Origin of the sequence: Amycolatopsis minnesotensis (genome assembly GCF_039529815.1) — a bacterium.
GTDB classification, from domain to species: domain Bacteria; phylum Actinomycetota; class Actinomycetes; order Mycobacteriales; family Pseudonocardiaceae; genus Amycolatopsis; species Amycolatopsis minnesotensis.
Window position 1 is genome coordinate 273,957 of the sequence record NZ_BAAANN010000006.1, and the last position, 12,400, is coordinate 286,356.

Annotated in this window: 13 protein-coding genes; 6 read left to right on the forward strand and 7 right to left on the reverse strand. The window is 70.8% G+C overall.

Annotation, left to right across the window (positions count from 1 at the left end; translation table 11 throughout):
- The first annotated feature begins 64 nt into the window (after nt 1–64).
- On the forward strand, nt 65–439 hold the full coding sequence (locus tag ABD256_RS10270) for a MarR family winged helix-turn-helix transcriptional regulator (protein ID WP_344416068.1): 375 nt from the start codon (nt 65–67) through the stop codon (nt 437–439).
- 6 nt (nt 440–445) lie between these two features.
- On the opposite strand, the gene ABD256_RS10275 is transcribed toward ABD256_RS10270, so the two are convergent.
- From ABD256_RS10275 to ABD256_RS10285, 3 genes are all read right to left on the reverse strand, one after another.
- Nucleotides 446–1,096, reverse strand: a complete 651-nt coding sequence (locus tag ABD256_RS10275) for a hypothetical protein (protein WP_344416070.1) — start codon at nt 1,094–1,096, stop codon at nt 446–448.
- A 109-nt stretch (nt 1,097–1,205) separates the two neighbouring features.
- Nucleotides 1,206–2,123 (reverse strand): glutaminase, encoded by a 918-nt coding sequence (locus ABD256_RS10280; protein WP_344416072.1) that lies wholly within the window; start codon nt 2,121–2,123, stop codon nt 1,206–1,208.
- A gap of 79 nt (nt 2,124–2,202) precedes the next feature.
- Complete coding sequence (locus ABD256_RS10285; RefSeq protein ID WP_344416074.1) at nt 2,203–3,411, reverse strand: S1 family peptidase; 1,209 nt, start codon at nt 3,409–3,411, stop codon at nt 2,203–2,205.
- A gap of 264 nt (nt 3,412–3,675) precedes the next feature.
- Here ABD256_RS10285 and ABD256_RS10290 point away from each other — a divergent pair, with 264 nt between their 5' ends.
- Nucleotides 3,676–6,300 (forward strand): helix-turn-helix transcriptional regulator, encoded by a 2,625-nt coding sequence (locus tag ABD256_RS10290; protein WP_344416076.1) that lies wholly within the window; start codon nt 3,676–3,678, stop codon nt 6,298–6,300.
- A gap of 5 nt (nt 6,301–6,305) precedes the next feature.
- Here the strand turns inward: ABD256_RS10290 and ABD256_RS10295 are convergent, their stop codons facing one another.
- Nucleotides 6,306–6,575 (reverse strand): hypothetical protein, encoded by a 270-nt coding sequence (locus tag ABD256_RS10295; RefSeq protein ID WP_344416078.1) that lies wholly within the window; start codon nt 6,573–6,575, stop codon nt 6,306–6,308.
- A 54-nt stretch (nt 6,576–6,629) separates the two neighbouring features.
- Here ABD256_RS10295 and ABD256_RS10300 point away from each other — a divergent pair, with 54 nt between their 5' ends.
- Entirely contained in the window at nt 6,630–7,133 is a 504-nt protein-coding gene (locus ABD256_RS10300; protein ID WP_344416080.1) for a MerR family transcriptional regulator, read from the forward strand.
- A 365-nt stretch (nt 7,134–7,498) separates the two neighbouring features.
- Entirely contained in the window at nt 7,499–7,837 is a 339-nt protein-coding gene (locus tag ABD256_RS10305) for a hypothetical protein (RefSeq protein ID WP_344416082.1), read from the forward strand.
- A gap of 9 nt (nt 7,838–7,846) precedes the next feature.
- Here ABD256_RS10305 and ABD256_RS10310 read toward each other — a convergent pair whose 3' ends face one another.
- A complete protein-coding gene (locus tag ABD256_RS10310; RefSeq protein ID WP_344416084.1) occupies nt 7,847–8,551 on the reverse strand; it encodes a helix-turn-helix domain-containing protein in 705 nt (234 codons plus the stop codon).
- Nucleotides 8,552–8,709: 158 nt separating this feature from the next.
- Here ABD256_RS10310 and ABD256_RS10315 point away from each other — a divergent pair, with 158 nt between their 5' ends.
- Entirely contained in the window at nt 8,710–9,519 is an 810-nt protein-coding gene (locus tag ABD256_RS10315; RefSeq protein WP_344416086.1) for an oxidoreductase, read from the forward strand.
- Nucleotides 9,520–9,524: 5 nt separating this feature from the next.
- On the opposite strand, the gene ABD256_RS10320 is transcribed toward ABD256_RS10315, so the two are convergent.
- Together ABD256_RS10320 and ABD256_RS10325 are read right to left on the reverse strand one after the other, a co-directional pair.
- Nucleotides 9,525–9,878 (reverse strand): VOC family protein, encoded by a 354-nt coding sequence (locus ABD256_RS10320; protein ID WP_344416089.1) that lies wholly within the window; start codon nt 9,876–9,878, stop codon nt 9,525–9,527.
- Nucleotides 9,879–9,974: 96 nt separating this feature from the next.
- Nucleotides 9,975–10,694: a TetR/AcrR family transcriptional regulator gene (locus ABD256_RS10325; protein ID WP_344416091.1), complete on the reverse strand. Its 720-nt coding sequence runs from the start codon at nt 10,692–10,694 to the stop codon at nt 9,975–9,977.
- 112 nt (nt 10,695–10,806) lie between these two features.
- Between ABD256_RS10325 and ABD256_RS10330 the strand changes: the two genes are divergently transcribed.
- Nucleotides 10,807–12,204: an MFS transporter gene (locus ABD256_RS10330; protein WP_344416093.1), complete on the forward strand. Its 1,398-nt coding sequence runs from the start codon at nt 10,807–10,809 to the stop codon at nt 12,202–12,204.
- The last annotated feature ends 196 nt before the right edge of the window (nt 12,205–12,400 follow it).

Genomic DNA, 12,400 nt, shown 5'->3' on the forward strand with positions numbered 1-12,400 from the left:
GCATCTAATGACAACGCATAAAATGCAGTGGCATCAGATTCGCGTGCATGTTATGGTGGCCGACGTGAGCGACGTCGCCGAGCTGAGCCTGGTGGAGGAGTGGCACCTGCTCCTCGCACGGCACGCTGCCGTTTTCAACGCCCTCGAGTGCGCTTTGCAGGACGAGCACGGGCTCGGCGTCAGCGAGTTCGAAGCGCTCGAAGCACTGGCCGGGTGCGATCACCAGTGCCGCGCCGCCGACCTCACCGACGCCGTGCACCTGAGCCAGAGCGCCACGTCACGGCTCGTCGCCAGGATGGAGCGCGAGGGCCTCGTCGAGCGCGCGATGTGCGATGTGGACCGGCGCGGGGTCTTCGTCACCCTCACCGAGGCCGGCTGGACCCGGTTCCGCACGGCGAAGCCGACCCACCGGCGCGTGCTCCGGGAAACCCTGCGCTGAACCGCGTCACAGCGGCGGGAACAAGCTCGCCACGTGAGCCGCGTCGTCGAGCTGCCGATCGCTCGGATGTCCGCCCACGGCTTCGGTTTCCGCGATCACGAGCAGCGAGTCCTCGGGGCGCGAGTCGTAGTGCTCGCCGGTGAACTTCAGCCCGGCGACCCCGAGCACGGCCCCGCCGAGTGGTGCGATGTCGCCGGAGCCGTGCTCGTCGATGACGTCTTTGAGCCGGGTCATTTCTTCCTCGGAGTGCATGCGCACCCAGGCGATCGACACCGCGACGGTGTTCCCGGCACCGTCGCCGACGGCGATGACCTGACGATCGAGTTTCCGGCACGGATGTGTCAGGAAGAACTGCTGAACTCGCCCGAACGAGGCGGTCGCGCACCGCAATTCGGTCTTCACCGCTTCTTTGACGATCTTGAAGCCCAGTTTCTTCAGCGCTTCGCGGCGCAGTCCCTTGCGCGCGAGATCCTTTCCCAGCGATCTCCCCACCGAATTGACCGATTCGGCGCCGGATTCCGCGCTCGACCCGACCGAGGCCGCGCCGCCGCCGCCGAACGCGACCACACCGGCCGTGGCGGCCGCGGTGACGGCGGCTCCTGCTTTGGTCTTGTAGGGCGCAAAAGTGCCGTCCTTGTGGCGTGGTGGGTTTTTCATGATCGTGACCCCTCCCCGAGTCCGGGGCCGATCGTTCCCGCCGGGTTCCGCTTCGGCAATCGGTTCGCCCTTTTGTCGCCTGAAAAGACCATTCAGGCGCCAGGTCGGGTCAGAAGACGGACCAGCCGGTCAACGAGGTGAAGGCTTCGAGCGCGGCCGTGCCCGCGACGGAGTTTCCCTTGGCGTCCAGGCGCGGGCTCCACACGCAGACGGTGCAGCGTTGCGGCACGACCGCGAGGATGGCACCGCTCACGCCGCTCTTGGCCGGGAGGCCGACGCGGTAGGCGAACTCGCCAGCGGCGTCGTAGGTGCCGCAGGTGAGCAGGAGCGCGTTGACCTGCTTGCTCTGGCTCGCGGTGAGCAGCCGCGAGCCGTCCCGGCGGGCACCGTGCCTCGCGAACACCAGTCCGGCCAGCGCGAGCTCGGCGCAGTCCATGGTGATCGCGCACTGCCGGAAGTAGTGGTCGAGCACGAGGTCGACGTCCTGGCGGAGGGTGCCGTACTCGGCCATCACGTGCGCGAGGGCCGCCGCGCGGTGCCGGTGGCGTTGTTCGACCGAGGTGATCGCGGGGTCGACGGCGACCTCCGCGCTGGTGCTTTCCGCGCGGAGCAGGTCGAGTACCGGGCCGCTGCTTTCGCCGAGCGTGCTGAGCAGGTGGTCGGTCACGGCGAGCGCGCCCGCGTTGATGAACGGGTTGCGCGGCACCCCGTTCTCGTATTCCAGCAGCACGAACGAGTTGAACGGGTCCCCGGAGGGTTCCCGGCCGACCTGCCGCCACACCTGGTCCGATGTGGACAGTGCGAGCGCGAGGGTGAACACCTTCGACACGCTTTGGATGGAGAACCGGTCCCGCCACGCTCCCGCGCCGTGCACGTCGCCGTCGACGGTGGCCAGCGCGATACCGATCGAGTCCGGGTCGTAGCCGACCGCCTCGCGAAGGTACGGCGCGAGTTCCCCGCCGCCGCTCTGTCCACTGTGGTGCTTGGCGGCGGCAAGCACCTCGTCGAGCACCTCGTTCACGTCCATTTCGCCAGCTTCCTCCATTCGCGACGATCAGGGCGCGCGTGGCGGGGGATCCGCCACGCGCGCCCAGCGGGAAACCTTGCTACGCCGTGCCTGTGGTGAGGGTGAGGTTCCACTTCGCGAGCGCCTCGGTGACGGGCTGGAAGATGGACTGGTCGTCCTTGCCGGGATTGTCGACGCACCGCGACGGGCCGCCGTCGTGCAGGCCGGTCGCCTTGCTGTTGACCAGCCAGCCGCCCCCGGAGTCGCCGCCGAGCGAACAGGCGTCGGTGTAGGTCAGGCCTTCGATGACGAGGCCGCCGCCGTAGTCGACGGTCTGGTTGACGTAGGTGACGGTGCCGCACCGCCAGTGGGAGGTGTTGCCGGAGTGGCACACCTGGTCGCCGACCACGGCGTCCGTCGATCCGGTGACGGTCACCGCGGCCCCGCCCCAGGTGTTCACCTCGGCGCTGAGGTTCCAGCCCGGCTGCGTCACCGAGACCAGGCCCATGTCGCCTTCGCGGGCGTTGACGCTGTGGGTCCCGCCGGCGTTGGACGTGCCGATCCGGTTCTGCCTGCCGCTGGCGCCGTAGGCGGCCTGGTTCGCGTCGTTGGTGCAGTGCCCGGCGGTGAGGAACGCCTTGCCGCCCGCCGGGTCGGTGACGCTGAACCCGACCGAGCAGTTCGTTTCCGAGCCGGGCCACCACGGGTTGCCGGTTCGGATCGTGCCGCTCTGCTGGCGGGGCGAGGAAGCCGACTCGGTGACGGTGACCCCCGGCAGCGCCCGGATCCTGCTCAGGAAGCGGTCGGTGTCCCCGTTCGCCTTGGTGCGGTTGACGCTGACGTTGACGGTGTTGCTGACCGGATCGGCCCCGTAGCTGTTCAACCCCGGTATCCCGCCACCGGCCGCCGCGCGCACCTCGGCGACGAGCCGGTGCAGCTCGGCTCGGCCGCGGGCGACCAGTTTCGGTTGCGCGCCCGCGGCCCGCGCTTCGTCGGCTGCCGCCTGGTCCGTGACGGCGACGGCGAGCTTGCCCGATGCCGGGTCGAACCACGTCCCGGCGAGCCGCTCGGTCACCGCGCGAGGCAGTGCGCGCGCCACCCGGTGGGCGCCGGCCTGCTGCCGCAACCGCGTGCGCGCCGCGTCGAGGCTGATGCCGAGGCTGGTGGCCACGCCGGTGACTTCGGCCGTGGACGCATCGGCGGGACGGTCCGGCGCGGCGGTCGCTGGCGGCGTGAAAACGGTGAAGGCGCAAGCCGCGGCGAGAGCGGCGAGCGGCACTCGACGACGGCCAAGGGGGTTGGTGTTCACCTGGGTTTCCTTTCGGGAGAACGGGTTCGTGCGTGGGAGAAGCCCGGTGGATCGGGTTCCGAGAGTGAGCCGCGGTGTGCCGGTGCCGCATCGGGGGAACCCCTTGCGTCGCCTGGCTCGATCCAGCGCGGGCACGGCTTGGAGCAATGGGGAAACCCCTTGCCGCATTCGCGGCCAGGCCGTGCATTCCCGACGATCGTCACTGGCTGTGCCGAGTCACCAGGTGGTCCACTGTGGAAGCTGCCCGTGCAGGAGGTGATGCGGTTGACCGCACGGATCGTCGACCGGCACGCCGTCGAAGCGGCCGTGGCCGCCGCGCTGGACGAGCGCGGCCGGGTCGTCGTGACCGGATTCCCGGGAGCGGGCAAGACGACGGCGCTGCGCCGCGCGACCGAGCGGGGCGCGGCCCGTGTCGTGTGGCTCGCCCCCGCGCCCGCCGAACGCGAACTGCCCCTGGCCGGGATCGCCGAGGTGGTGCTGGCCGTGCGCGAGCACGTGGACCGGCTGCCTCCCGCGCAGGCGGCGGCGGTCGCGGCCCTGCTGCGGACGACCGAGCCACCGGCGGGCGGCATCGACCCGCTCGCGGTCCGGTTGGCGCTGCTGGCCCTGCTCAGTGCCGTGGAACCGGTCACGATCGTGGTCGACGACGCCGCCATGCTCGACCTCGACAGCGCGGCGGTGCTGTCCTTCCTGGCGCGGCGGATGCCACGGCTGCGGGTGGCACTCGCCGGTGCCGGGGCCGACGACGCGGGCGAGCTGGGCGAGGACGCGGAGGTCGTCGAAGTGCCGGTCTTCGACGCGGAGGAAACGGCGTGCCTGCTCGGCGCCGGTGAGCTTTCGCCACGGCAGGTCACCCGCATTCACCGGCTCAGCGGCGGCTTCCCCCGGCTCGCGTGCGATCTCGCGGCCGCGCCCGATGCCGTGCCCGCGCGTGCCAGGCGGTGGCTCGCGCGCGTGGACGACGAAGTGCGGCAGACGTTGCTGACGGCCGCACTGGCCACCAGGCCGACGGCGCGCCTGGTGCGGCGTGCGGGACGCGATCGCGCGGACGCGGACCTGGCGGTGGCCGCGGCGGCGGGGCTGGTTCGGCCCGGCACGGACGAGGTGGTGTTCACCGCGGGCATCGTGCCGCTCGCCCTGCGGGAACGAGCGGGCTGGGAGGCGGTCGCCGCCTGCCACGCCAGGCTCGCCGACGTCGACGATGACCCGGTCGAGCAGGCACGGCACCGGGCGCTGGCCACCGAAGAACCGTCGGCGGCGCTGGCGGAGGAGGCGGCCGCCGCGGCCGAACTCAGCCGCCGCCGCCACGACCGCGCCTGCGCGGCGGAGCTCGCGATGCTGGCCGCGGACCGCACACCCCCGGGCATGGCGCGAGTGCGGGTCGATCGGATGGTCGCCGCCGCCGAATACGCCGGCAGGGCGGGGAATCGCGAACTCGCCGCGAACGCCGCGAGCGCGGTGCTCGCCGCCGAGCACGAGCCGTCGGCGGCGGTGCGGGTGCGGCTGGCGATGGTCGACGCCGCTGGACAGTCCATTGAGGACTGTGCGGAGCTGCTCGCCGCGGCCGCGGACGCCGCCGGCGATGATCCCGCGCTGCGTGCCGCGGTCATGGTGCGCGACGCCGTCAAGGCGAACCTCGCCGACGGCGATCCCGAACTGGCCAGGGACCATGCCGCCAGGGCGGCGGTGCTGGCCGCCGAGTCCGGCGCCCGCTCGGTGGAGATGACGGCACTGACCATGCGGGCCAGGATCGAATGGACGCTGTGCGACCCGTGCTACCCCCGATCGCTCGCCGCCGCGCTCGCCATGGACGACGGTGCCACGCGGGACCTGCACGACTCGGCCCGGTTCCTGGCCGCGCGGCACGCCTTCTTCGAGGACCGGCTGACCGACGCCGAGTCGATGCTGGTGGCCTTGCTGCCCGAAGCCGAACGCGCCGGTGCCACCGATCTCGTGGAGGTCACCCGGTCACTGGCCGAGGTCCAGGCCCGTGCCGGCCGCTGCGCCGACGCGATCGTGTCCGCGAACCGGGCACTGGCCGTCACCACCGGCCTCGAGCTTTCTCCCGGGCCGAGCTGGTACACGGCCGCGGTCGCGGAACTGCACGGCGGCAGCTTCGCCCACGCCCGCGACTACGCCGATCGGGGGGCGCGGGCGTCCCGGCACGAGCACGACGCGATCTACCTGTCGCGCAACCTGCACGTGGTGGGGCTGGTGGACCTGGTCACCGGCCGGTCCGAACGCGCCCTCACCGCGTTGCGCGCGGTCCGGAACATCGAGAGCGCGCACGGAGCCCGTAACCCGTCCCTGTTGCGGTGGCACGGCGACTGCGCCGAAGCGCTGGCGGCCACCGGGCAGGTCGACGACGCACTGGCCCTGATCGACGACACCGCGGCGACCACCCGCTGCCAGACCGTGCTCGCCGCGCTCGACCGCGCGCGGGCGTCCTGCCTGTCCGCCACCGGCGAGATCGGCGCCGCCGCCGATCTCCTCGCCGACGTCGCCGAGCGCTTCGACGGCCAGCCGGTCGAACGGGGCCGCACCCTGCTCGCCATTGCCAGAGCCCGCCGTCGCCAGCGCCGCTGGGCCGCCGCTCGCGCCGCGGTGGCCACGGCCACGGAGCTGTTCGCGGCGGCAGGCGCCCAGCCGTGGCAGCGGCTCGCGCTCATCGCGATCGGCGGCGACGGCGGCTCGACCGGCCCCACGGCACTGACCCCGGCCGAGGAACGCCTCGCCGACCTCGTCGCGCGCGGGATCAGCAACCGGCAGGCCGCCGACCGGCTGCACCTCAGCGTCAAGACGGTCGAGGCCATGCTGACCAGGATCTACCGCAAGCTCGCCGTCACCTCACGGGCACAGCTGGCCACCACCAGGACGGGGCGCCGGTGACCGGTTCACTCCTGTTCCGCCAGCAGCCGTGCCAATTCCTCGCCCGCTTCCTCGCAGCCGGCGTCCGAAATCCGGTGCAGCTCAAGCAGATCTTCCGCCGCGACCGCGCGCCGGGTGAGCAGGTGACCGGCACGGAGGCATCCCTCGTCCAGCAATTCGTTCAGCTCGTCGAGATCGGCGCGGGCGTCGGCGAGGTCGGCCAGGCGGTCCAGAGCGGTCTCGTTGCCCTCGTCGGCCAGCGCGCGCAGGGTCTCCCGGCTGAAGTTCGCAGTCATGACCCCATGCTGCGACCTTGCCCCAAGGGCAAGGTCAAGTGCGATCATGGCCGGGTGCTCACCATCGGCCAGCTCGCCAGGTACGTCGGGGTGTCGACCAAGACGATCCGCGTCTACCACGACAAGGGGCTGCTCGCCGAACCGGAGCGCGACGCCTCCGGCTACCGGCGGTACGGGGCCGGTCAGGCGATCGAGCTGATCAAGATCCGGACGCTGGCCGAGGCCGGTGTGCCGCTGGCCCGCATCCGGGGTCTCGGGTCCGCCGCCGATGCCGAGTTCCGGCAGGCACTCCACCAGCTCGACACCGATCTCTCCCGGCGCATCCATGGCCTGCGGGCGACCCGGAAGCGCCTTCGGCAGCTCGCCGACGGGCATCTGCCGACGCTGCCGGCGGAGGTCGAAAGCCACAGTGATGATGTGTGCGCGTTGATTCTGGTGAGGTGGGTGGCGGAAGCGCGGAGCCGCCCGGGGGCTTGGTCCGTGAAGGTCGCCTTCGGGGAATCTGACGCCGCGATCTCGTCCCTCACGGCGGGCGGCATGGTGATGCTGATGCCCTGAAGGGGCCCTTCGCGGCGTCAGATTCCCTCATGGGCCCCTTCGGGGCATGCGCCCGGAGCAGAGTGGGTCCGTGGAGGCCGCATCCGTGGCATTCACGCCTATGAAGGCCCTTTTTTGGGGCGCCAGCGCGGAGATGGGAATGAGACGTGAGTGGCGAAGTCCCAGTGCATGCTGTGAAGGGCGCCTTGAGGGAATCTGACGCCGCGATCTCGTCCCTCACGGCGGGCGGCATGGTGATGCTGATGCCCTGAAGGGGCCCTTCGCGGCATCAGATTCCCTCAAGGGCGCCTTCAGGGCACCTCGCTTTTGACCTCTATAGGAGCATCCTCGAGCACCTGTCCCGGCTCGGGTTCAGCGACCGTTGGGTGGCGCTTCAGCACGACTTGTGGATCCTCGTGTTCGCCACCCATCCCGATACCGCGATCACGGTGTTCCGCGACCAGGCCCAGATCGTGGCCGAGCCGAGGCTGCGCGAGATCGCCCTCGACTACGACCGGGCGCACGACCTCGATCCCGGCGACCGCCGCATCGACGCCCTCGCCCGCCGGATCGTCGACGCCACCCGCGACCGCTACGGAACCGGCGACCTTCCCGGCTACGGCGCCGCTTCCGCGATCCCGGCGCTGATCCAAGGGGCGGTCAACGCCTCGTCACCGGCATGGCATCGGCTCGACACCCTGATCCGGCAGCAGCTCGGCGTCTGAGGTCACCGATCAGTCGTGGCGTGCGGACAGGGTCTGCCGCCAGTGCTCCGCCGCCTGGATCATGTCGAGCCCGAGGTGCCGGAAGAACTCGCTGGTGGTGCTCAACCGCGCGCCGGCGGGAGTGGCGGGCCCGAACAGGTCGACGCCGCGTTGGGCGAACTCGGCCCACTTCGCCATCGACCGGATGCTGACCAGCCACGCCCGGTACGACACGTCGTCGTCGATGAGGTAGCGCTCCCGCCTGCCCTCGCGTTCGCGGCTGATCAGGCCGCGCGATTCGAGCCAGCCGACCGCCTTGGACACCGACGCCGGGCTGACCCGCAGCCGGGCCACGAGTTCGCCAGCGGTGAGGCTGCCGGTTTCGGTGGTGAAAAGGCAGGCGAGCACCTTGGCCATCATCGCGGGGACCCCGGTTCGGGTCATCATCTCCGCGAACCCGTCCTCGAACTCGTGCCGTGCCTTCGGTGCGTCGTCCGGAGCCGTGGCCGGGTCGCCGACGGGACGAGCGGGCTTCCGGCGATGTGCCCGCCAGTCGGTCGCCTGCTGGGCACGGGTGGCGCGGTAGCCGTGCGCCCCGCCGTTGCGCGCGACCTCGCGGATGACCGTCGACTTGGGTCTGCCGAGCCGTCGGCCGATCTCGGCGTAGCTCAGCCCCGCCGACAGCCCCGCGGCCACGCGACGACGCTCTTCGAAGGTCAGGCGCTCGCCTGGCATCCGTTGTCCCCGCCCTGTCGAGCGATGCATTAAGTGACAAGGTCATTGCATCGATTTGATGACTTGTATCTGGGAAAACCTAAAACTCAGCTTGTTGTGCGTCAAGAAGCGACCTTAATCTTTCCCATGTTGTGAACGAAGTCGAAGGGAATGAAGCGATGAAGGTCTGTCTCGTCACCGGCGCCTCGGCCGGGATCGGCTTGGCGACCGCACTCGAACTGCTCGATGCGGGCCACACCGTGTACGGGGCCGCGCGCCGCGTGTCCAAAATGGACGCGATCCGCGCCGCGGGCGGCCACCCGCTGGAGATGGATGCGAGGAACGGCGACGATCTCGACCGGGTGGTCGCCACCGTGCTCGGCGAGCAGGGGCGGGTCGACGTACTGGTCAACAACGCCGGAACGGTTCTCCACGGCGCCGTCGAAGACGTGCCGCTGGCGCGGGCACGCGACCAGTTCGAGGTCAACGTCATCGCCCCGGCCAGGCTGGCCCAGCTCGTCCTGCCCTCGATGCGGGCACAGCGGTCCGGCACGATCGTCAACGTCTCGTCGATCGGCGGGGAGATCGCACTGCCGCTGGGCGCCTGGTATTACGCGTCGAAGCACGCGCTGGAAGCCCTGTCCGACACGCTCCGGATGGAGGTCGCGCCGTTCGGCATCGACGTCGTGATCATCCAGCCCGGCATCATCAAGACCGCGTTCGAGGACCAGACGGCCGCGCAGCTACGGGAGTTCTCCGGCCACGGCGCCTACCGGGACATGGCCGAGGCGATGGCGCGCGGCGGCGAGACCGGGCTGAGCGAGGCCTCCGATCCGGCTATCGTCGCCGAAGCCGTACTGCGGGCCGTCGAAGCGGCCGAGCCGGAAACCCGGTACGCCGTCGGCCATCTCGCCGAAAAACTGCTGGAGCTCAACAGGTCCCTGCCGGACCGCGAATTCGACGAGCTGGCCAGCCGAGCCGTCAGGTAGGTGGTTCAGTCCTGGTGGTTCACGACGTTGAGCACGGTGCCGTCCGGGGCCCTGACGAAGAACCGGCGCGGGCCCCAGGCTTCCGTGGTGATCGGGTGCACGATCTCGTAGCCGAGTTCCCGCGCTTCTTCGTAGGCGCCCTCGATGTCGTCCGTGTGGACGGAAATGACCGAGTCCTCTGGCGCGGTCGCATCACGGGTGACGAGCTGGAGGTTCGCCCCTGTTTCGGGGGAGGTGTACCGGGCCACCCAGCCCATGTTGAACTCCTCGGTGCTCAGCCCGAGGAATCCGGTGTAGAAGCCCTTCGCCGCCTCGATGTCGGCCACCCGAAGGTTGGCCACGACGCGTGTCGCGCGCATGCGGTCCTCCTGCCTGTAGCGGATGCGCACGATGCTCGTCCGCGCACGAGGGCGTGTCCACCGGAGCCGCGAGTGCCGATCCGCCCGGTGTCCGCCTCATCGGTGTGCGAGGCCGTCGACCATCAGGGCGAGGGTGAAGTCGAACCGGTCGTGACCCTCCCCGGCGGTGAGCTCGGTGGCGTGGCGGATGGTGCAGGGGAAGGACGCGGCGGGCAGCGCGGTGAGCCGGTGGAGCAGTTCGTCGCGATCGACGACCCAGGCGACGTCGTCCCGTGCCGCTCGCTGGTGGGCGATCGACGTCTCCAGGCAGTAGGCGGCGACGTACAGCATGAGCGCGTCGATACCCCAGGTGGCGGCCTGCGGGGCGACGTCACCGGCGAGCAGGATCGCCAGCATCCCTTCGCTGACGCGCATGATTTCCAGGTCGGTCGGGGCCATGGCGAGCGCGGCGCGGGAGATTCCGGGGTATTTCAGGTACTGGTCGCGGATCTGCGTGCACACCCCGCGGATCTGCTCCCGCCAGGCCGCGGGGTCGGGCTCGGGCAGTACGAGCTCGCTGCACAGCCGCCCGATGAGCAGCTCGTCGAGGTCGGCCTTGTTGACCACGTGGGCGTAGAGCGACGCGGGCCCGGTGCCGAGCGCGCCGGCGACACTGCGCATCGTCAGAGCGTCGTAGCCCTCGGTGGCGACGACCTCGAGTGCCGCGTCGGTGATCCTGGCGACGGTGATCGGCGCTTTCCGGCTCGGCTGCGGCGCCGAACGGGCCGGGGGCTGGGCGTGCCGGGCAGCGCGGCGCTGTTTCGGGTCGGCTGACATGGGAGCGATTCTACCTTGACACGAACAACGTTCCACACGTAGAACTGAGTTCGTGAACATAGAACAACGTTCGTCAGAGGTGGGAGCGCCCCGGAGGTTGCGGGATGCCTGGGTGGCACTGGCAGGCCTGTCCGCGGTCTTCCTCGTCGAGATGCTCGACAACTCGGTCCTGAACGTCGCGCTGCCGACGATCGGAACCGAGCTGCGGGCGTCGACCACCGCGCTGCAGTGGGTCACGGGTGCGTACTCGGTGGTGTTCGGCGGTCTGATGCTGGTGTTCGGCGCGGTCGCCGACCGGGTCGGCCGTCGGCGGCTCATGCTCGCCGGGCTGGTGCTGCTCGGTCTCGCGAGCTTGGCGACCGCCTTTGTCACCACCGCGGGAGAACTGATCGTCGTCCGGGCGGTGATGGGCCTCGCGGCGGCCGTGACGGCTCCGGGATCGATGGCGCTGGCCTACCGGCTCTTCGACCAGGAGGGCCCGCGCATCCGTGCGATGACGCTCATTTCGAGCGTCGGCATGATCGGGCTCGCGATCGGCCCGACGGTGGGCGGTTTCGTGCTCGCGGTCACGCACTGGCAGGTCCTGCTCCTGGTGAACGTGCCGATCGCCGTACTCGCCATCATCGGCGTGCGGTTCGGGATCGCCGCGGACACCGCGGAAGAACTCCACCGCGATCCGGTGGACGTCCCCGGGGCGGTGCTGGGCACGGCGACGATCGTGCTCGCTCTCGTCGTCCCGACGCTCTTCGTGAACGAGGGTGCCGGTACGTGGGCGCCGTGGACGGCCGCCGTGGCGGCCGTGATCGGGGCGGTCCTGTTCGTCCTGCGCGAGCGTTCGACCCGTTTCCCGCTGCTCGACCTGGGCCTCGTCACCCGCCCGCTCGTGTCCAGCGGCCTGGCGTACAAAGCGGCCGCCGGGCTGGCGACCGCCGGCCTCGGCTACCTGGTGACGCTGCAGCTCCAGCTGGAGTGGGGATGGCCACCCGTGCTCGCGGCGCTCGGAATGCTGCCGCAGGTCGTCGTCATGCTCGCGACCGGCCCGTTCGTCAATCCGTTCGTGGAACGCGTCGGGTTCGACCGGGCCGCGTGGCTCGGCGCCTCGGCGATCGTGTTCGGCCTCGCCTTCTACGGTTTCCTGGGCCGTTTCGGGTACGTCTGGGTCGCGATCGCACTCGCGCTCGTCGCCGCCGGGCTGCGCGTCGCGGGTGTCGTCGCCGTCGTCAACGTGCTCCGCGGCCTGCCGAAGAACCGGACCTCGATCGGGACGGCGCTTCTCGACACCGCCAGCGAGATCACGTCCGGCACCGGTATCGCGGTCACCGGAACCATCATCGCGGCGCTGTTCACCGGCGGCGGCATCACCACGCCGGACTGGAGTGCCGGGCAGGCCGCGGAGTTCCGGGAGGCGGTCACGTATGCCGGTCTCGTGCTCACGGTCGTCTCCGCGGTACTCGCCGGATGGGCGATGCTCCGCGCCCGGAAGGCCGCCGATTTCCCGGAGCGCGCATGACGATCACCCTCCGCCGGGGAAGGCGGCGGGAGGCGACAAGGTGCTGGACCTGGAAGCCCGATGGCAGGGGGACGTGCCCGACGCGCACCCCGACGTGGTGCCGATCCTCGTCGGCATCGACGATGTCGGCTGGCAAACACTCGACCGAGGGCTACGCGGCAGGATACGACCGCCTGCTCACGCCCCTCGCCGATGC

Coding starts and splice junctions, on each gene's coding strand:
- ABD256_RS10325 (WP_344416091.1), bottom strand. CDS start 10,694: ATGTCAGCCGACCCGAAACAGCGCCGCGCTGCCCGGCACGCCCAGCCC.
- ABD256_RS10315 (WP_344416086.1), top strand. CDS start 8,710: ATGAAGGTCTGTCTCGTCACCGGCGCCTCGGCCGGGATCGGCTTGGCG.
- ABD256_RS10320 (WP_344416089.1), bottom strand. CDS start 9,878: ATGCGCGCGACACGCGTCGTGGCCAACCTTCGGGTGGCCGACATCGAG.
- ABD256_RS10310 (WP_344416084.1), bottom strand. CDS start 8,551: ATGCCAGGCGAGCGCCTGACCTTCGAAGAGCGTCGTCGCGTGGCCGCG.
- ABD256_RS10295 (WP_344416078.1), bottom strand. CDS start 6,575: ATGACTGCGAACTTCAGCCGGGAGACCCTGCGCGCGCTGGCCGACGAG.
- ABD256_RS10280 (WP_344416072.1), bottom strand. CDS start 2,123: ATGGACGTGAACGAGGTGCTCGACGAGGTGCTTGCCGCCGCCAAGCAC.
- ABD256_RS10275 (WP_344416070.1), bottom strand. CDS start 1,096: ATGAAAAACCCACCACGCCACAAGGACGGCACTTTTGCGCCCTACAAG.